At 72.4% G+C, this 18835-nt stretch carries 16 protein-coding genes; 5 read left to right on the plus strand and 11 right to left on the minus strand.

The features are described from left to right. Positions 1-14: 14 nt before the first annotated feature. Both AB0F89_RS04680 and AB0F89_RS04685 read right to left on the minus strand, forming a co-directional pair. The gene (locus AB0F89_RS04680) at positions 15-1403 is read right to left on the minus strand and encodes an NAD-dependent malic enzyme (RefSeq protein ID WP_367132898.1); all 1389 of its coding nucleotides are present in this window, start codon (positions 1401-1403) and stop codon (positions 15-17) included. A 95-nt stretch (positions 1404-1498) separates the two neighbouring features. Next, the gene (locus tag AB0F89_RS04685; RefSeq protein WP_367132900.1) at positions 1499-1684 is read right to left on the minus strand and encodes a hypothetical protein; all 186 of its coding nucleotides are present in this window, start codon (positions 1682-1684) and stop codon (positions 1499-1501) included. A 300-nt stretch (positions 1685-1984) separates the two neighbouring features. Here AB0F89_RS04685 and AB0F89_RS04690 point away from each other — a divergent pair, with 300 nt between their 5' ends. Together AB0F89_RS04690 and AB0F89_RS04695 are read left to right on the plus strand one after the other, a co-directional pair. Then, complete coding sequence (locus AB0F89_RS04690; protein WP_367132902.1) at positions 1985-2476, plus strand: RICIN domain-containing protein; 492 nt, start codon at positions 1985-1987, stop codon at positions 2474-2476. Between the two features lie 73 nt (positions 2477-2549). Beyond that, complete coding sequence (locus tag AB0F89_RS04695; RefSeq protein ID WP_367132904.1) at positions 2550-4796, plus strand: helicase-associated domain-containing protein; 2247 nt, start codon at positions 2550-2552, stop codon at positions 4794-4796. Positions 4797-4856: 60 nt separating this feature from the next. On the opposite strand, the gene AB0F89_RS04700 is transcribed toward AB0F89_RS04695, so the two are convergent. Genes AB0F89_RS04700 through AB0F89_RS04715 form a run of 4 tightly spaced genes read right to left on the minus strand, consistent with a single transcriptional unit; the run spans position 4857 to position 10040 of the window. Continuing rightward, positions 4857-5462, minus strand: a complete 606-nt coding sequence (locus AB0F89_RS04700; RefSeq protein WP_073887831.1) for an ATP/GTP-binding protein — start codon at positions 5460-5462, stop codon at positions 4857-4859. Further along, on the minus strand, positions 5443-6201 hold the full coding sequence (locus tag AB0F89_RS04705; protein WP_367132906.1) for a DUF742 domain-containing protein: 759 nt from the start codon (positions 6199-6201) through the stop codon (positions 5443-5445). Before AB0F89_RS04705 ends, AB0F89_RS04700 begins: the two co-directional genes overlap by 20 nt. 30 nt (positions 6202-6231) lie before the next feature. After that, positions 6232-6651: a roadblock/LC7 domain-containing protein gene (locus AB0F89_RS04710; protein WP_033442969.1), complete on the minus strand. Its 420-nt coding sequence runs from the start codon at positions 6649-6651 to the stop codon at positions 6232-6234. After that, complete coding sequence (locus AB0F89_RS04715) at positions 6648-10040, minus strand: nitrate- and nitrite sensing domain-containing protein (RefSeq protein WP_367132908.1); 3393 nt, start codon at positions 10038-10040, stop codon at positions 6648-6650. Before AB0F89_RS04715 ends, AB0F89_RS04710 begins: the two co-directional genes overlap by 4 nt. A 556-nt stretch (positions 10041-10596) precedes the next feature. On the opposite strand from AB0F89_RS04715, the gene AB0F89_RS04720 reads away from it, so the two are divergent. Next, on the plus strand, positions 10597-11463 hold the full coding sequence (locus AB0F89_RS04720; RefSeq protein WP_367132910.1) for an ABC transporter substrate-binding protein: 867 nt from the start codon (positions 10597-10599) through the stop codon (positions 11461-11463). Positions 11464-11580: 117 nt separating this feature from the next. On the opposite strand, the gene AB0F89_RS04725 is transcribed toward AB0F89_RS04720, so the two are convergent. From AB0F89_RS04725 to AB0F89_RS04740, 4 genes are all read right to left on the minus strand, one after another. Continuing rightward, on the minus strand, positions 11581-12414 hold the full coding sequence (locus AB0F89_RS04725; RefSeq protein ID WP_367132912.1) for a collagen-like protein: 834 nt from the start codon (positions 12412-12414) through the stop codon (positions 11581-11583). A 67-nt stretch (positions 12415-12481) separates the two neighbouring features. Beyond that, entirely contained in the window at positions 12482-12949 is a 468-nt protein-coding gene (locus AB0F89_RS04730; protein ID WP_367132914.1) for a hypothetical protein, read from the minus strand. A gap of 56 nt (positions 12950-13005) precedes the next feature. Further along, on the minus strand, positions 13006-14184 hold the full coding sequence (locus tag AB0F89_RS04735; protein WP_367132916.1) for a hypothetical protein: 1179 nt from the start codon (positions 14182-14184) through the stop codon (positions 13006-13008). A gap of 67 nt (positions 14185-14251) precedes the next feature. After that, a complete protein-coding gene (locus tag AB0F89_RS04740; protein ID WP_367132918.1) occupies positions 14252-14872 on the minus strand; it encodes a hypothetical protein in 621 nt (206 codons plus the stop codon). A gap of 211 nt (positions 14873-15083) precedes the next feature. On the opposite strand from AB0F89_RS04740, the gene AB0F89_RS04745 reads away from it, so the two are divergent. Then, complete coding sequence (locus tag AB0F89_RS04745; protein ID WP_367132920.1) at positions 15084-16745, plus strand: DNA repair helicase XPB; 1662 nt, start codon at positions 15084-15086, stop codon at positions 16743-16745. Positions 16746-16781: 36 nt separating this feature from the next. After that, on the plus strand, positions 16782-17732 hold the full coding sequence (locus tag AB0F89_RS04750) for an o-succinylbenzoate synthase (protein WP_367132922.1): 951 nt from the start codon (positions 16782-16784) through the stop codon (positions 17730-17732). A 60-nt stretch (positions 17733-17792) separates the two neighbouring features. On the opposite strand, the gene AB0F89_RS04755 is transcribed toward AB0F89_RS04750, so the two are convergent. After that, positions 17793-18815: a CapA family protein gene (locus AB0F89_RS04755; protein ID WP_367132924.1), complete on the minus strand. Its 1023-nt coding sequence runs from the start codon at positions 18813-18815 to the stop codon at positions 17793-17795. Between the last annotated feature and the right edge of the window lie 20 nt (positions 18816-18835).

The raw sequence follows: 18835 nt of genomic DNA on the forward strand, positions 1-18835 counted from the left end.
TAGGCGGACCCGGCCTACGCCGACCCGGTGGCGGCCTTCCGGACCGCCTCCGCCACCGCGGGCGCGACGGAGGTGTCGAACACGCTCGGCACGATGAACGACGCGTTGAGCCGGTCGCCGTCCACCACGTCGGCGATCGCGTTCGCGGCGGCGATCAGCATCGAGTCGGTGATGGTGCGGGCGTGCGCGTCCAGCAGGCCCCGGAACACGCCGGGGAACGCCAGCACGTTGTTGATCTGGTTGGGGAAGTCGCTGCGCCCGGTGGCGACCACGGCGGCGTGCTTCTGCGCCTCCATCGGGTCGATCTCCGGGTCCGGGTTGGCCAGGGCGAACACGATCGCGTCGGAGTTCATCGTGGCGACCTGCTCGGCGCCGAACAGGTTCGGCGCCGAGACGCCGATGAACACGTCCGCGCCGACCAGCGCGTCGTGCAGCCGGCCGCTGACGTTGTCCTTGTTCGTCGCCGCCGCGATCGACTTCAGGTTGTCGTCCAGGCCGGGCCGGTCGCGGTGCACGATGCCGTCCACGTCGACCGCGACCACGTCACCGGGCTCCTGCTTGAGCAGCAGCCGGATGATCGCGCTGCCCGCCGCGCCGACGCCGCACACCACGAGCTTGCAGTCGGAGATCTTCTTGCCGACCACGCGCAGGGCGTTGCGCAGCGCGCCGACCACGACGATCGCGGTGCCGTGCTGGTCGTCGTGGAACACCGGGATGTCCAGCTTCTCCCGCAGCCGCGCCTCGATCTCGAAGCAGCGCGGCGCGGCGATGTCCTCCAGGTTGATGCCGCCGTAGACGGGGGCGATCAGCTCCACCGCGCGGATGATCTCCTCGGTGTCCTGGGTGTCCAGGCAGACCGGCCAGGCGTCGACGCCCGCGAACTTCTTGAACAGCGCGGCCTTGCCCTCCATCACCGGCAGCGCGGCGGCGGGGCCGATGTTGCCCAGGCCGAGCACGGCCGAGCCGTCGGTGACCACGGCGACCGTGTTGCGCTTGATGGTGAGCCGGCGGGCGTCGTCCGGGTTCTCCGCGATGGCCATGCAGACCCGGGCGACGCCGGGGGTGTAGGCGCGGGAGAGGTCGTCGCGGTTGCGCAGCGGCACCTTGGACGAGATCTCGATCTTGCCGCCGAGGTGGACCAGGAACGTCCGGTCGGACACCTTGCGGACCACGATCCCGGGCAGCAGCTCCAGGGTGTCGGTGATGTCCTTGGCGTGGTTGGCCGACAGCGCGTTGCAGGTGAGGTCGATGATCACCCGGTCGGTGTGCGACTCGACCACGTCGAACGCGGTGATCACGCCACCCGCCCGGCCCACGGCCGAGGTCAGGTCGCCGGCGGCCGACGCCGACGGCGGGGCCTCCAGCCGGACGGTGATCGAGTAACCAGGGCCGGGGACCGGCATCGAACCTCCCAGAACGGCACAGCTCAAGAGAGGGTCGAGGGTAGACGGCGCGGGTTTGCGGAACGCGCGCGGCTCGACTGCCGCGCGCGACCGGACTAGCGGTTGATCTCCGTCACCGGGTGGCGGTAGCCCAGCTCCTCGGCGGGCAGCGGGAACTCCACCTTGCCGAACGGGGAGAGCGCGCCCTGCACGTCGCTGGCCAGCTCGGACACCGCGTACTTGCCGTCGGCCGGCGGCTCCGGCCAGTGCGGGTCGATGCGCTCGGGGCGGGCCTTGGCCACGGTTCCTCCTCGGTGGTGCCTGCGTCGGGACAAGTGTGCCTCATCCGCGCTGGTGGCGGCGGCGGGCGTCGTCCGGCGGAAATCGAGAGGCACATCACGCGACCGCACCGCCCCGGCGTGAGCACGGCCACAGGACCGGACGCGCCGCCGGGCTGAGCCTTTCGCCCGTCCGGTGGTTCGACCATTGCGCGGGCGGATATTTCCTTTCCGATCCGGTAGTGTTCGCCGAACCGCCGCCGAATAAGAACGCGCGTTCCCCGGAACACGTCGTGCCGGATCGGCGAACGGAAGGTCAACGCCATGAACCTCCGCTCCTCCACCATTCGCGTCACCGCTGTCCTGGCCGCTCTCTGGTGCGTCCTCGCGGTCGGGGGCACGGCTTCGGCCGAGGCCGCCCCCGCGGGCAAGGCCCACCTGTTCAACCCCAACTCGGGGCTGTGCCTCAACGTCGTCAACGGCAGCATCGACCCCGGCGCCAGAACCGAGATCTACAACTGCCTCGACAACCCGGTGGAGCGCTGGGAGTTGAACAACGCGGGGCAGCTGTACAACGCCAATTCCGGTTTGTGCCTCAACACGGTGAACTACGACATCAAGGCGAGCACCCGAACGGAAATCTGGGCCTGCAACGCGAAGGTCGCGCAGTGGTCCTTCAACGGCGCCAACCTGGTGCACAAGCAGTCCGGCCTGTGCCTGAACGTCTACAACTTCGACATCAAGCCGGCCACCCCCACCGAGATCTACTACTGCAACGGCAGCGCCGCCGAGCTGTGGAAGTGGTGGCAGCTGTAGGGCGCGGCCCGGGGCGTCGTCGGGCGGCGGGCCGTCCGACGACGCCCGGCGGTCGGCATATACCGTGGTGAGGATGTCCGGCACCACCCTCGCCGAGTGGCTGCGGGCGCAGGACGACACCGCGCTCGTGGCTCTGCTGCGCGCCCGGCCGGACCTGGCCACGCCCCCACCGGCGGACACGACCGTGCTCGCCACCCGCATCGGGTCGCGGGCGTCCGTGGCGCGGGCCTGCGAAGACCTCGACACGCTGACGTCGACGGTGCTCGAAGCGCTGCTCGTGCTGGACGCCGACCTGGCGCCGGTCGGCCGGGGCGCCGTGCAGCGGCTGTTCGGCAAGACCGACGTCGGGCCCGCCCTGGACGCGCTGCGCGCCCGCGCCCTGCTGTGGGGCGGCGACCACGCGCTGTCCACCCCGCCCGCGACCAGGGACGCGGTCAACCCGTTCCCCTGCGGCCTCGGCCGCTCGGTGCCGCGCCTGGCCGACGTCGACCTGACCGACCTCGACCCGGACGAGCACCGGGTGCTGCGCACGCTGGCCGCCGGGCCGCCGGTCGGCCAGACCAAGGACGCCGCGCACGTCGTCGCGCCGGCCAACGCCCGGACGCCGATCCAGAAGCTGCTGGCCAGGGGCCTGCTGGTGCGGCGCGACTCGCAGACCGTCGAGCTGCCGCGCGAGGTCGGCCTGGTGGTGCGGGGCGACCGGCCGCTGGGCGCGGTCCGGACCGCCGAGCCGCCGCTGACCACGTTCCGCCGCGACACCTCCGACGTCGACCACACCGGCGGCGGCGAGGCGCTGGAGCTGTCCCGGCACGTGGAGGCGCTGCTGCGGAGCTGGTCGCAGGACCCGCCGCCGGTGCTGCGGTCGGGCGGCGTCGGCGTGCGGGAGCTGCGCAAGCTCGCCAAGGACCTGGACGTGGACGAGCGGCGGGCCGCGCTGCTGGTCGAGCTGGTCGTCAACGCGGGCCTGGTCGCCGACACCGAGGGCCTGGAACCGGAGTGGGTGCCGACCACGCAGACCGACGCCTGGCTGGTCGCCGCGCCCGAGCACCGGTGGGCGACGCTCGCCCAGGCGTGGCTCGACCTGCCCCGGCTGCCCGGCCTGATCGGGCGGCGCGATGAGCGGGACCGGCTGCTCAACCCGCTCGCCCCGGAGCTGAACCGGCCCGGCGCGCCCCGCGACCGCAGGCGCGTCCTCGAAGCCCTGGCCGCGCTGCCGCCGGGCACCGCCGTCACCGACCCGGACGAGCTGGCCGCCGTGCTGGCCTGGCGGGCGCCCCGGCGCGGCGGGCGGCTGCGCGACGAGCTGGTGCGGTGGACCGTCGAGGAGGGCACGCGGATCGGCGTGCTGGCGCACAACGCCATCACCGCGCAGGGCCGCACCCTGCTCACCGAGGGCCCCGGCCCGGCCGCGAAGCGGCTCGCCGACGCGCTGCCCGCGCCGGTCGACCACGTGCTGGTGCAGGCCGACCTGACCGTCGTCGCGCCCGGCAGGCTGGACCCGGAGCTGGCCGACGAGATCGCCCTGGTGGCCGACGTCGAGTCGGCGGGCAGCGCCACCGTCTACCGGGTGCGCGAGGAGTCCGTGCGGCGGGCGTTCGACGCCGGGCGCAGCGCCGCCGACCTGCACGAGCTGTTCCGCAGCCGGTCCCGCACGCCGGTGCCGCAGTCGTTGACGTACCTGATCGACGACGCGGCCCGCCGGCACGGCCGGTTGCGCGGCGGGGCGGCCGGGTCGTTCCTGCGCTGCGACGACCCGGTGCTGATCGCCGAGGTGCTGGCGCACGCGGCGGCGGCGCGGCTGGAGCTGCGCAAGATCGCGCCGACCGTGCTGGTCAGCCCGCTGCCGCTGGCCGAGGTGCTGGACGGGTTGCGCGCGGCCGGGTTCGCGCCGGCCGCCGAGGGCCCGGACGGGCACGTGCTCGACCTGCGGGCGGGCGGTCGGCGGATCGCCGGCAAGGGCCGCCGCAAGCCGGTGCAGCCGACCACGCCGTCGGAGGAGCAGCTGGGCGAGCTGGTGCGCCTGGTCCGGGCGGGCGACCGCGCGGCCACCACCACCGGCGGGGCGCGGGTGTCGGTGCCCGGCCACCTGGGCGCCGGCCCGTCGGCCACGCTGGCCCTGCTGCAGCGGGCCGCGAAGGAGGGCCGCAGCGTCCTGGTCGACTTCGTGGACGGCCACGGCACCGCCGCCCGCCGCGTCATCACGCCGCACCTGGTGGGCGGCGGCGTGCTGGAGGGCGTCGACGTCAGCTACGGCGAGGTGCGCCGGTTCCCCCTGCACCGCATCACGTCCGCCGCCCTGGTCGAGGACGACGGCGCGTAGTCCGGGCACACCGGAGGGCGGCCCCCGGCACGGGGACCGCCCTCCGGCACGACAACCCCGTCAGCCCGCGCGGACCGACATCCACTGGCGCATGGCGTGCTCGACCAGCGTGATCAACGTCTGCTTGGTCGACTGCCGGTTGCGCGCGTCGCAAGTCACTATCGGCACGGACTGGTCGATCGTGAGCGCGTCGCGGACGTCCTCGATGCGGTGGTGCAGCAGGCCGTCGAAGCAGTTGACCCCCACGACGTACGGCAGCTGCCGGTCGTCGAAGAAGTCGATCGAGGCGAACGCGTCCGCCAACCGGCGGGTGTCCACCAGCACGATCGCGCCGATCGCGCCGCGCACCAGGTCGTCCCACATGAACCAGAACCGGTGCTGGCCCGGTGTGCCGAACAGGTACAGGATCAGGTCCTGGTCCAGCGACACCCGGCCGAAGTCCATGGCCACCGTCGTGGTGACCTTGTTCGGCGTCGCCGAGAGGTCGTCGACCCCGGCGCTCGCCTCGGTCATCACCGCTTCGGTGGTCAGCGGAACGATCTCCGACACCGACCCGACGAACGTCGTCTTGCCAACGCCGAAGCCACCGGCCACCACGATCTTCGCGGAGGTCGTCGGCTTCTTGGCGCCTTCGGCCGCGTTGGGGCTAGAGCCTGCGAAGCCCACTGAGCACCCTCTCAAGGAAATCAATGGATGGCCGGTCCCCCACGACCAAGCCACCCTGGTGAATCAAGACCAAACCCATGCTCGCCATGTCGCCGATCAGCACCCGGGCCACGCCGAGCGGGAGCCGGAGGTGAGCGGCGACCTCGGCCACCGACCTGGTGTCGGTGCACAACCCGCAGATCGACCGGTGCTCGGGGAGCACCGCCGCGTCGCGGTCGAGGCCCTTCTCGCTGGTGGAGATCAGCGCCTCGATCGCGAGGTCGTAGTCGGGCCGGGTGCGGCCACCGGTCCGGGTGTACGGGCGCACCAGGGACCCGGACTCCGCCGCGGGGTTCTCCTCGCGGCGGACGACCGGCTGCGGACCGGTCGCGTAGGGCACCTGTTCCGGCACGCTGTCGGGCAGGCCGTGGGCGCCGAAGAGATCGGCGCCCGGACCTCCGAACAGGCCGCTGCCGTACCCGTCGATGTCGAACCGGTTGGGAACGCCGTCGTAGTCGTACGACGAGTCGTCAACCTCACGTTGAGACATATCGCCTTGCCCCTGCCCTGTGCCTTCGACCCGTGGCCGCGGCGCCTGCTCCGCCCGGCGGCCCGACCACGAGTTGGGTACGTCCTCGGCTTCCTCGTCCTGTGCGGGGTCGGCATCCGGCTCAGCGAATTGGAAGCCACCGGCCGCCCACTCCTGGTAGTCGAAGTTCCTACCGAAGCGTCGGCCGCCGGCGCCAGATCGTTCAGCCATTTACCTTCACCCCCACGATCTCATGAGGATCTACCGCCGAACCACGCCCTGGAGCTGCGCGCGCAGCTCCGGGGTGAGCTGCTGGCCCACGCGCTCGACCAGCAGCGTCATCTCGTAGGCCACGAGGCCGATGTCACAGTTCGGGGCGGCGAGCACGGCGAGGCAAGACCCGTCGCTGATCGACATCAGGAACAGGTAGCCCCGTTCCATCTCGACCACGGTCTGGTTCACCGTGCCCGCCTCGAAGCACCTCGCCGCGCCAGCCGTGAGGCTGACGAGCCCGGATGCCACGGCGGACAGCTGTTCGGCGCGGTCGCGGGGCAGGCCCTGCGAGCCGGCGAGCAGTAGCCCGTCCGCCGACACGACCACGGAATGTGCCACACCGGGAACCCGGCGCACGAAGTCGGTGATAAGCCAACCAAAGCTGCCTGGCTGAGCTGCGGTCGTCACTCCTGCTCCTCGTCTTGCCGGCTCGACATGTCACCAGCGTAAGCGTCGATCAAAGCGTGCCGCCCTCGGTGGACGCCCTGCTGAAGACTCGACATGCGTCCACGGATCGCGTCAGCCGATCGTGGTGGCAGCGGGGGCCGCTGCGGTTGCCGCTCCGTCGCCGTCGGCTTCGGTGCGGCGGATCCCGGCACAAGCTGAGCCTTGGGCACCCGCTTGGGCAACCCCGCCTGTGTCGTGGTCTCTGGCGCCTTGTTCAACAAGGCCTGTGCCGCCTGCCAACCCTCGTCGGCGGGGGACTCCCACACCGACTCGGCGGCCGCGGCCGGCTCGGGTTCGGCGACCGGTTCCGGCTCGGTCACGCGGGGCACCTCCGCGGCGCGCTTGGGCAGGTTGGTGGGCGAACCGGGCTGCCGCTTGGGCAGCCCGCCCTCGGTCAGACTAGGCGCGCCCCCACCGCGGCCGGAAAGGACACCCTCCGTCTCGCGCCTGGGCAGCGCGTTCGGGCCCGAGTCGAGCAGTCCTCGCTGCGGCAACGGGTCCTCGGACGTGGTGGGCGCGACGGGCGGGACCGGGCGCGGCTTGCGGGTCGGCAGCAGCGACTCGGCGCGGCTCGGCTCGACCCGGCCGTTGCCGGAGCGCTCCGACTCGGGCGCGGGCGGCACCGCCTGAGCGGTCGCGGCCGACGTCTCGCTGCCGACGGACTGGAACCACTGCGAGAGGACCGCCTCGTAGATCGGCAGCCGCTCGGTCGGGGCGTCCAAGTCGTGCTCGACCTCCCTGGCCGCGGGCGCGACCTGCGGCGCGGGCGACGTGCCGTTGCGGTGCGGTGGCCCGGGCTCCGGGTCGACCAGGAAGCCCGGGTCCACCGCGGCGGCGAACTGGGTCGTCTCGAAGCCGTGCTCGTAGGCGGTGTCGTGCTCGGGGCGGTCCTCGTAGGCGGTGAACAGCGTCGGCTCGCCGAACGAGCCCTCGGGCTCGCGCTCGACGTCGCGCTCCTCGACCGAGCCCATCCAGGACCGCGGCACCTCGCCCGACGTCTCCGCGGGCGTCTCGGCGAACGCGGGCGCGTCGCCGAACGACGGCACGCGGACCGGGTCGTGCTCGCCCTCGCCCTGCACGAAGCTCACCGGGAACGCCGGCTCGTCCTCGATCCGGGGCATGCTCGGGAAGCTGTCGTCCGACCGGGACCGGTCGTCCGGGTAGGACGAGTCGTCCAGGCGGGCCAGGGTGCCGGTGCCGAACGCCCCGGCGATGCCGGACGCGCGCTGCGCCGTCGACCCGAACGCGGGGTCGCCGAAGGCCGCGTCGCCGAAGCCGGAGTCGCCGCCGAACGGGGAGTCGCCGAAGCCGGGGTCGCCGCCGAACGCGGAGGCGGGCTCGGCGCCCAGCGGGGAGCCCATCACGCCGGGCGACGCGACCAGCGTGTCGGGCACCAGCACGAGCGCGGTGGTGCCGCCCTCGATGTCCTCGTTGGACCGCAGCCGCACCTTGATGTCGTGCCGCTTGGCCAACCGCGCGACCACGTACAGGCCCATCCGGCGGGACACCGCGACGTCCACGTCCGGCGGGTCGGCCAGCCGGGTGTTGGCGTCGGACATCTCCTGCTCGCCCATGCCGACGCCGCGGTCCTGGATCTCGATCGCCAGCTCGCCCTTGCGGGTGCGGGCGGTGCGCACGGTGACCTTCGTCACCGGGTCGGAGAACGCGGTGGCGTTGTCCAGCAGCTCCGCGATCAGGTGCACGAGGTCGTTGACCGCGCGGCCCTGGACGGTCAGCTCCGGGGTCTGGCCGACCTGCACCCTGGCGTACTGCTCGACCTCGGACACCGCGGCGCCGAGCACTTCGGCGGCCGGGACCGGGCGGGTCAGCCGGCGGGACAGGTCCGTGCCGGACAGGACCAGCAGGTTCTCGCTGTTGCGCCGCATCCGGGTGGCGAGGTGGTCCAGCTCGAACAGGCTGGCCAGCTGGTCGGGGTCCTGCTCGTCCTGCTCCAGCCGGTCGATCAGGTTCAGCTGGCGCTCGACCAGGGCCTGCGAGCGGCGGGACAGGTTGACGAACATCGAGTTGACGTTGTCGCGCAGCAGGGCCTGCTCGGCGGCCAGCCGCACCGCCTCGCCGTGCACCGCGTCGAACGCCCGGGCCACCTGGCCGACCTCTTCGCGGGTGGTGATCGGCACCGGCGCGATGGCCGTCTTCGCCGCCTCCTGCGGGTTCGGGTCGGCCAGGATCCGGCCGACCGCCTCCGGCAGGCCGTGGTCGGCGACCTCCAGCGCGGTGCGGCGCAGGGTGCGCAGCGGGTTCAGGATCGAGCGGGCCACGAACAGCGCCATCAGCATGGCCAGCAGCAGCGCGCCCAGCACGATGCCGGAGTCGCGGAACGCGGCGTTGCGGGCCACGCCGGTCAGCTCGTCGGTGCGGTTCTGCAGCTGCTCCAGCAGCAGGTTCTCCACGTCGCGGGTGAGGTTCACCGTCAGCGTGGACGCGATGTCCCACTTCTCCGGGCGCAGCGACGTCAGCGGCAGCCCGGCCGTGGCCAGGTTCAGCGCCGTCTCCTGCATGTCGTTCGCGGTGTCGACGATCAGGCCGGTGACCGTGTCGTCGTAGATCTTGGCCTGGTCGGCGGTCGCGGACTTGCGGAAGTCGTTGCGGGCGGCGTCCAGCTCGGCGTTCGCGGCCAGCAGCTGGCGCTCCTGGCCGGGGCCGAAGCCGCCGCTCTGGAAGACGTCGAGCATGACGCCGCGCTTGCGCGACTCCTGCTCCTTGATCCGGGCGATGGCGTTGGTGGCCAGGTGCAGCCGCACCAGCTCGGGCTCGTTGATGCCCGCGATGGCCTGCTCGCCGAGGTCGAGCAGGCTCTCCACCGACTCGGAGTAGGTGCGCATCACGGCGTCGGAGGGGTACTGCGTGTCGCGGACCGCGTTGCGCAGGCTGTTGAGCCGGTCGAGCTGGCTGGACGCCCGGCGGAACCGGGTGACCACGTCGTCGTCCAGGTCGGCGCTGAGGTCGGCGATCTTGCCGTTGAGGGCCTGCACGGTGTCCTCGACGCGGCGCAGCTGGCGGTCCAGCACCACGCGGTCGAGCTGCTTGCCGGAGGCGACGTGGCTCGCGCTGAGGTCGCGCTCGCGCTGGAGCTGCTGCACCAGGTCGGCGACGGCGGACTCCAGCTGGATCTGGTTCGCCAGCCGGTTCAGCTCGCTCGCGTCGGCCAGGTCGGAGTTCACCCGCAGGCCGCCGAGGGCGACCGCGGCGATCGTGGGGATGAGCAGGACGGCGGTCAGCTTGGTGGGCAGCCGCCAGTTGCGCAGCCGCCACCCGGCCGTGCGGGCCTGCTGGTCCCGCTCGGCGGCGTTCGTCCCGGTTCGACGCCCGGTGCCCGTTGACTCGGTCACAGTTCCATCACTCAGCGCAGCCAGTCCGTCACCCATTCCGGGCCTTTCGGAGCGCGGTGGAATCCCCACGCCTGACTGGCTGGGACCTCTCTCTCGACGGGCCACCCTGGGCTTCCTCTTCCGGCAGCAGTGTTCCCCGGCCTCTCCCCCGTGGACCGAAGCATGGACTCGAAATCGGCCGAATTGCAGCACAGGAGCGGTGGTGCCGGCTAGGCACCCCTCCCCCGCACAGGGACACGACGGTCTGCGACGACCTGTGCCACCAGGCGGGGAGCGTAGTGCTCGACCCCGGCCCCGGGGAAGACTCCGGAAGCACTCACCGTATCGGAGCAGGGCTGTCGTTTCATACCTCTGGGTGGTTACGATCCCCCGCATCGACAACTGCGTCGAAAAATTCGTTGATCAAATAGACCCCGCTCTCGAGGTCATCCCGGCGAGAGGTGCCATGCCTACCCCAGCGCGTGTTCTGCGACGTGCGGCAGCGTTGTTCGCGTGTGCCGCCACCTTGACGGCGTGCGGGCTGCTCCCCGGCACCGACGGGAACAGCACCCCCGACGTGGAACGCAGCACACTGCGCATCGGCGTGCTGCCGGTGGTCGACGTGGCGCCGCTGCGCCTCGCGTTCAACAACAAGCTCTTCGACAAGGCGGGTCTCCAGGTCCAACTGGTGCCGCTGAACGACGAGGTCGAGGGCATCAAGCAGCTCGACACCACGCTCGACCTGACCTGGGCGACGCACGTCACGCTGTTCCGCAGCTACGCCGAGGGCACCCAGCTGCAGCTCCAGGGCGAGGCGTACCAGGCGGGCGCGAACACCATGGCGCTCGTCACGCTGGACGAGGCGTACGACAGCCCCGGCAAGCTGCCCAACCCGCGCATCGCCGTGCCGTCGACCGGCGACGTCGGCGCGCTGACCACGAAGGCCGTGCTCAAGACGGCCGGCGTGGAGAAGCAGCGGATCAGGCCGGTCGAGATGCCGTTCGAGCAGATGGTCAACGCCATGCGGGCCGGTCAGGTCGACGCGGCGTGGATGACCGAGCCGTACATCACCCAGGCGCAGAGCGGCACCGGCGCGCGCATCCTGACCGACACCGCCGTCGGCCCGACCAAGGACTTCCCCATGTCCGGGTACGCGTCGAGCAAGAAGTTCGCCGACACCAACCCGCGCACGCTGGCCCTGTTCCGGCAGGTCCTGCGGGACGCGCAGGAGGCCGCGTCGAACGACAAGCTGTCCGTGCAGAACGCGCTGACCGGGTACATGGACGTGGACCAGCAGACCGCCGCCCTGGTGTCGGTCGGCACGTTCCCGCTGTCGCTCAACCCGGTCCGGCTGCAGCGCGTCGCGGACATGATGGACACCGAAGAGGTGCTGCCGGAGCGGTTGGACGTCGGCGGGTTGTTGCCGCCCGGAACCACCAACTGAGCCGAACCACCAACTGAGCGGATCGCCAACTGAGCGGAACCACTAACTGACTCACCGTCAGCGATAGGGGGCCTTACCCATTGCGGGAAGGCCCCCTATTTTTCGATCTCGGCTTGGTTAAGCCTCGATCAAGCAGATCGTGGTCGCAGGCTGTGAGTAAACGGACACGGTGTTGCCACTCTCGCACTCGTTCTCGTCCGCCACTCCCCCGATGACCTTGCCCACCTTGTAGGTGGCGCTCGAATCGCAGGTCACCTTGGTCGTTTTGGCGGCCACAATCGTGCCCTCCTGCTTGAAGCAGTCACCCTCGGCCGCGTTCAGCATCAGGCACAGCTTGAAGCCGTCACTTCGCCGACCGCCACTGTCGGAGTACTCGGCGTAGTCCCCGTCGGGGCAGGAGTCGGCGCTGCTGTCCAGGTGGGCGGCCACCCGGAAGGCGGCTTCCGGGGAGGAGCACTCGACCTTCTCGACGTCGGCGTCGGTCACGCCGGCGGAAACGATCTTGATGCACTCGCCCGGTTCGGCGCCCGCCGGGCCGTTGATGCCGGCGAGGACGCCCGCGACCACGACGCCCACGATGCCCAGCACGACGACGGCGACCAGGGCTTTCGCGCCGGTGGAGGTGCGCTTGGGCGGCGGTGGGAGCTGCTGCGGGTAACCCGGCTGGCCGTAGTGGCCGGGCTGGCCGGGTTGGCCAGGGCCGAACTGACCGGGCTGACCGGGCTGACCGTAGTGCGGTGGCTGGCCGTACGGGCCCGGCTCGCCGTACTGGCCCGATTGGCCTGGCTGACCGTACGGACCCGGCTGGCCGGGCTGCCAGTGCTGACCGGGCTGCCCGTGCTGGGGTGGAGGGTACTGGGGCGGTTGGCCCTGGTAGCCGGGCAGCGGCTGGTAGCCGCCGTCACCGGGTGGCGGGTAGCCGTGGGGTGGCGGGGCGGGAGGCGTGGTCACCTGGCGTTCCTCTCGACATCGGGCGAGCGGAACGTACCTCCCCGGGCGCCGTTCGGGCGCAGCGGATTCAGCGCGCGTCAGCGGCGCGGACCAGGCAGAACGTGACGACGGGCTCGGGGTAGGTCAGCTTCTGGCCGTTCTCGCACTCCCCCGGCTCCGGCGCGGCGCTGACCACCCGGATCGCCTGCTCGGCGGCGCAGTCGACCTTCTTCATCCCGGCGCCCCGGTCGCCCAGGTAGCACGCGCCCGGGACGAAGTTGGGGATCAGGCACAGCGTGGCCGTCCGGGTGAAGACGGTGTACGGCGCGCCGCCCCTGGGGCACTGCGAGGCGTCGTCCACGACCTTGGCCACCCGCACGTTGGCCTGCTCGGACGCGCAGTCGAGCGCCCGGTACCTGGCGCCCTCGGGCACCCGCTCGATGCTCGCGCAGACCCCGGGCTCGGGCCCGTCGGGGCCGCCGCCGACCAGCGTGACCGCGAACGCGCCCGCGACCACCACGGCGACCGCGCCGACACCCCACCTGATCTTCCGCATGGAACAGGGCATCGGCACGGCCGCGCGCGTGGTTGAGCCGGTTCACCCGGCAGGGTTCACATCTCGGCGGGCGCGAGGCAGAACGTGACGGCCGGCTCCGGGTAGGCCATGCCGGCGCCGTCCGGGCACGCCTCCAGGTCGGTCGAGCCCTGGACGACCTTGGTGACCTTGAAGGTCTCGGGGCCGACGCAGTCGGTCTTGACGAACTCGGTGGTGCCGTCGTCGGGCTTGTAGCAGGCACCCTCGGACAAGTTCGGCAGCAGGCAGAGCTTGTAGCCGTCGCCATCGCCGTCATCGATGCTGCCGACCGGGGGGAACTCGGTGTACAGGCCCTCTTCGGGGCAGGTGGCGTCGGTCGCGTCGAGGACCTTGCCGACCTGGTAAACGGCCTTGGCGTCGGAGCAGTCGAGGGTTTCGACGTCGGCCCGGTCGTCGGTCTCGGCGGAAACGCTCACGCAGTCACCCGCCTCGGCTTTGGCGGAACCACTGGTGAGGCGGTACACGCCGTAGACCACGACGGCGATCAGCAGCACCACCAGGACGCCGATGAGGATCTTCCGCCCGTTGCCGCTCGACCCGCCCCCGGCCGGGACGGCGCCGGACTGCTCGCCGGGAGCGGCGAACCCGGAGACCGGCACGCCGGCGCCAGGAGCACCGGTGGACGCAGCACCGGCAGCACCGGCAGAGGCAGCGCCAGCGGAGGCGGCGCCAGCGCCGGCGCCGGTCGTCGCGGGGCCGGTCGTCGCGGGGCCGGTCGTCGCGGGGCCGGTCGTCGCGGGGCCGGTCGTCGCGGGGCCGGTCGTCGCGGGGCCGGTGGAAGCAGGACCGGCAGCGGCAGCACCGGCAGCACCGGTGGTCGCGGGGCCGGTGGTCGGCTCGGCCGCGGCGGGCGCGTCGGAGGCCGGTTCGGCGGCGGAGGAGGCCACGGGGTCCGCGGACGGGGCCGGGCGGGCGCCCGGCACGGCGGTCGGACCGGCGGGCGTGACGGGCTCGTTGCCCGCCACCGGCTGGTCACGCGCGCCGGCGCCCGGTTCCGGGGTGGCGCCGGGCTCGGCGACACCGGAGTCGGAGCCGAGGCCGGTCGACGTCGGGCTGGAGAGCTCGCGCTCCTCGGCGGACGCGGCGGCTTCCCGGGACGCCTCGATGCGCCTCGCGTCGGCGGGCGGCACGTCGGGGCGGGCGCCGGCGGCGCCGGTCGGCGCGTCGTCGTCTGGTCGGCTGGGCTCGTTGCTCATGATCATCCTCGCTGGACGGGGCGCGTGACGTCCTCAGAAGGTAGCGTCACGCGCCCCGCGAGGTGGATCAGGCGTCCTCGGCGGGCGCGAAGCAGAAGGTCGTCTTCGGCTCGGCGTAGGTCAGCGGCACGGCGTCGACGCAGGCGCTCTCGTCCGCGCTGCCCTTGACCAGCTTGACCAGCTTGAACACGCCGGACTGGCCGCAGTCGACGGGCGGGTAGCCCATCTGCGTCGAGGTGGTGTCCACGTCGTAGCAGTTGCCCTCGACCAGGTTCGGCACCAGGCACAGCTTCGAGTCCGGGCCGCGGCGGGCGGTCTCGGTGTACTGGTCGTAGTTGTCGCCGCACGACTCGGACAGCGAGCCGAGCACCTTGCCGATGGTGTAGTTCGCCTCGGGGGCGCCGCAGTCGACGGTCTTGAACTCGGGCTCGCTGCTGGTGCCGGTCAGGCTGGCGCACTCGCCCGCCTTGGACTGGGCCGCGTCACTGGTGAAGTAGTTGATCCCGTAGATCACGACGCCCGCCACCACGAGACCGATCACCGCCGTGAGGATGCGCGCGACGACGCTCTTCTTCTTCGGCGGCTGGGGAACCTGCTGGGGCTGCGGCGCGTTCTGGTACTGCGGGGCGCCCTGGTACTGGGGGCCGTTCTGGTACTGCGGTGCGGACGCGGGCATGTCCGTGCTCATGATGACCTTCGTTCATCCGGGAAGCCCCTGTACGTCCGCGCGTAGGGTCGCGAGGTGGGGCGGACGGAAGCTACCGACTGCGCCACCCGGGCGTACGCGGCTTTATCGAACCGAGTCCGTAAGCGCTGGGTGCGCGGTCGCGCACCGTCCGCTACCGACTTGCACGCGGTATGCACACTTGAGGGACACCAAGCGACAGGAGTGCGCGCCAGTGACCGACGGCCCTTTGATCGTCCAGTCGGACAAGACCCTGCTGCTGGAGGTCGAGCACCCGCTGTCGGACGAGGCGCGCACCTCCATCGCGCCGTTCGCCGAGCTGGAACGCGCCCCCGAGCACGTGCACACCTACCGGATCACGCCGCTGGCGCTGTGGAACGCGCGGGCCGCGGGCCACGACGCCGAGCAGGTGGTCGACGCGCTGGTCCGGTTCTCCCGCTACCCGGTGCCGCAGCCGCTGCTGGTGGACGTGGTCGACACGATGGGCCGGTTCGGCCGGCTCCAGCTGGCCAACCACCCGGCGCACGGCCTGGTGCTGAACTCGCTGGACCGCGCGGTGCTGGAGGAGGTGCTGCGGCACAAGAAGGTCAAGCCGATGCTGGGCGCGCGGGTGGACGACGACACGGTCGTCGTGCACCCCAGCGAGCGCGGTCGGCTCAAGCAGCTGCTGCTCAAGATCGGCTGGCCCGCCGAGGACCTGGCCGGGTACGTGGACGGCGAGGCGCACCCGATCGACCTGGTCGAGGACGGCTGGCAGCTGCGCGACTACCAGCGGCTGGCCGCGCGGGCGTTCCGGGCGGGCGGCTCGGGCGTGGTGGTGCTGCCGTGCGGCGCGGGCAAGACGCTGGTCGGCGCGGCGGCGATGGCCGAGGCGGGCGCGACCACGCTGATCCTGGTGACGAACACCGTCGCGGGCAGGCAGTGGAAGCGCGAGCTGGTCGCACGGACGTCGTTGACCGAGGACGAGATCGGCGAGTACTCGGGTGAGCGCAAGGAGATCCGGCCGGTCACCATCGCCACCTACCAGGTGATCACCCGCAAGTCGAAGGGCGAGTACAAGCACCTGGAGCTGTTCGACTCGCGGGACTGGGGCCTGATCGTCTACGACGAGGTGCACCTGCTGCCCGCGCCGGTGTTCCGGATGACCGCCGACCTGCAGTCGCGGCGCCGGCTCGGCCTCACCGCGACCCTGGTGCGCGAGGACGGCCAGGAGGGCGACGTGTTCTCGCTGATCGGGCCGAAGCGGTACGACGTCCCGTGGCGGGACATCGAGGCGCAGGGCTGGATCGCGCCCGCCGAGTGCACCGAGGTGCGGGTGACGCTGACCGACGCCGAGCGGCTGGAGTACGCGACCGCCGAGCCGGAGGAGCGGTACAAGCTGTGCTCGACGGCGCGGACGAAGCTGCCGGTGGTGCGGGCGGTCCTGGACCGGCACCCCGGTGAGCCGGCGCTGGTGATCGGGGCGTACCTGGACCAGCTGGAATCGCTGGGCGAGGCGTTGGACGCGCCGGTGATCCAGGGGTCGACGAAGAACAAGGAGCGCGAGGCCCTGTTCGACCGGTTCCGGCGCGGCGAGCTGCGGACGCTGGTGGTGTCGAAGGTGGCGAACTTCTCGATCGACCTGCCCGAGGCGTCGGTGGCGGTGCAGGTGTCGGGCACGTTCGGGTCGCGGCAGGAGGAGGCGCAGCGGCTGGGCAGGTTGTTGCGGCCCAAGGGCGACGGGCGGCAGGCGCACTTCTACTCGGTGGTGTCGCGGGACACGTTGGACACCGACTACGCGGCGCACCGGCAGCGGTTCCTGGCGGAGCAGGGGTACGCGTACCGGATCGTGGACGCGGACGACCTGCTCGGGCCCGAGCTGCCCGAGGTCGGCTGAGCGGTCGGCCGGGTGGGCGCGCTCTAGGCTGGCCCGGTGCTGGTCTACTCGATCCCGATGCGCAACCGGTTCCGCGGCATCGCGGTGCGCGAGGGCGTGCTGCTGGAGGGGCCCGCCGGGTGGGGCGAGTTCTGCGCGTTCCTCGACTACTCGGACGAGGAGTGCGCGCCGTGGCTGGCGTGCGCGCTGGAGGCCGCGAACGACGGCTGGCCCGCGCCGGTGCGCTCCAGCGTGCCGGTCAACTGCACGGTCCCCGTCGTGTCGCCGGAACGCGCGCACGAGATCGTCGCCCGGTCCGGCTGCGCCACGGCGAAGGTGAAGGTCGCCGACCCCGGCACGCCGTTGGGTGACGACCTGGCGCGGGTCGAGGCGGTGCGTGACGCCCTGGGTCCGTCGGGCGCGATCCGGGTGGACGCGAACACGGCGTGGGACGTGGACACGGCGGTCCGGGCGATCCGCGAGCTGGAGCGGGCGGCGGGCGGGCTGGAGTACGTCGAGCAGCCGTGCCCGTCGGTCGAGGAGCTGGCGGCCGTGCGGCGGCGGGTCGACGTGCGGATCGCGGCGGACGAGTCGATCCGGCGGGCCGAGGACCCGTTGCGGGTCGCGGTGGCCGGCGCGGCGGACGTGGCGGTGATCAAGGTCGCGCCGCTGGGCGGGGTGCGGCGGGCGCTGGCGGTGGCGGAGGCGTGCGGGCTGCCGTGCGTGGTGTCGTCGGCGGTGGAGACGTCGGTCGGGATGGCCGCCGGGCTGGCGCTGGCGGGCGCGCTGCCCGAACTGGACTTCGCCTGCGGCCTGGGCACCCTCGCGCTCCTGGACGGCGACGTGGCCACCGACTCGCTGCTTCCGGTGGACGGCCGGCTCCCGGTCCCCGCGCACCCCCCGACGCCGGACCGGTTCCCCGACTTCGCCGCCGACGACGCCACGACGGCCCGCTGGCTGTCCCGGCTGGACCGGGTCCGGGGGCGCGTTCCGGGACTCGAACGCTGAACTCGGGGGTCCTGGGGGTTCGACACGCGGGACGCGGGTGTTCGACTCGCCCGGACCTTCTCAGGGGTGGGCGATGGCCGCGCCGAGGCTGCGGACGACGCCGTCGGTGCGGGTCAGCGCCTCGGTGCGGCGCGGGGTGGCGGGGACGCGGGTCAGGTCGACGACCCGGATCGGCGGGCCGAACTCGATCAGCGTCGGCACGTAGGACGCCTCCCGCACGGCCCACCCGGTCGGTCCCTTCACGAACTTGAACCGGGTGACGATGCCCTCCTCGGTGATCCCCTGCGGCTCGGAGTGGCGGGCCACCTCGTTGCCCATGCCGTAGACGACCCACTTGTCGCCGATCCGCTCGATCGGCTGCACGGCGTGCACGTGCGTGCCGATGATCAGGTCGACGGCCGGGTCGGCCAGCAGGGCCTGGGCCATCTCGCGCTGCTGCGGCGTGGCCTCGTGCCGGTACTCCTCGCCCCAGTGCAGGCTCGCCACCACGACCTCGGCGCCGGCCGCCTTCGCCGCGCGGGCGGCCGCCAGCACGCCCTCGGTGGACAGCTGGTTGGCCACCCACGGCTGCGGCAGCGGGATGCCGTTGAACCCGTAGGTGAACGCGACGTGCCCGACCTTCACCCCGCCGACGTCCAGCAGCAGCGGTGTCGCGGACTCCTCGGGCGAGCGGAACGAGCCGGTGTGCTTCAGCCCGGCGGCGTCCAGCACGTCGAGGGTGGTCCTGATCGCGGGCGAACCGCGGTCGAGGGTGTGGTTGGACGAGGTGGAGCAGCTGTCGTAGCCGATCTCCTTCAACGCCGACGCGACCTCAGGCGGCGCGCTGAACGCCGGGTAGCCGTAGGTCGGCGCGCCGGGCGCGGACAGCGGCGTCTCCAGGTGGCAGATCGACACGTCGGCGTCGATCGCCTCGCGCAGGCCCTCCAGCAGCGGCACGAAGTTGCGCGCGCCGTCGGCGTCGGCCTGCTCGGTCAGCGCCGGGTGGACCAGGATGTCGCCGCCCGCGGCCAGCGTGAACGACGGCGGCTCGGGGGCCGCGGACGTGGTGGTGGCGGTCGGCTGCCGGGCCGAGGTGAGCACCACCGGCGACCCGGTGCAGCCGA

This window comes from Saccharothrix sp. HUAS TT1 (assembly GCF_040744945.1).
Lineage (GTDB): Bacteria > Actinomycetota > Actinomycetes > Mycobacteriales > Pseudonocardiaceae > Actinosynnema.

What these genes read in the sequence shown, in the direction of transcription:
- AB0F89_RS04695 (WP_367132904.1), top strand. Translation starts at nt 2,550, where the DNA reads ATGTCCGGCACCACCCTCGCCGAGTGGCTGCGGGCGCAGGACGACACC.
- AB0F89_RS04690 (WP_367132902.1), top strand. Translation starts at nt 1,985, where the DNA reads ATGAACCTCCGCTCCTCCACCATTCGCGTCACCGCTGTCCTGGCCGCT.
- AB0F89_RS04680 (WP_367132898.1), bottom strand. Translation starts at nt 1,403, where the DNA reads ATGCCGGTCCCCGGCCCTGGTTACTCGATCACCGTCCGGCTGGAGGCC.
- AB0F89_RS04735 (WP_367132916.1), bottom strand. Translation starts at nt 14,184, where the DNA reads ATGAGCAACGAGCCCAGCCGACCAGACGACGACGCGCCGACCGGCGCC.
- AB0F89_RS04730 (WP_367132914.1), bottom strand. Translation starts at nt 12,949, where the DNA reads ATGCGGAAGATCAGGTGGGGTGTCGGCGCGGTCGCCGTGGTGGTCGCG.
- AB0F89_RS04705 (WP_367132906.1), bottom strand. Translation starts at nt 6,201, where the DNA reads ATGGCTGAACGATCTGGCGCCGGCGGCCGACGCTTCGGTAGGAACTTC.
- AB0F89_RS04740 (WP_367132918.1), bottom strand. Translation starts at nt 14,872, where the DNA reads ATGAGCACGGACATGCCCGCGTCCGCACCGCAGTACCAGAACGGCCCC.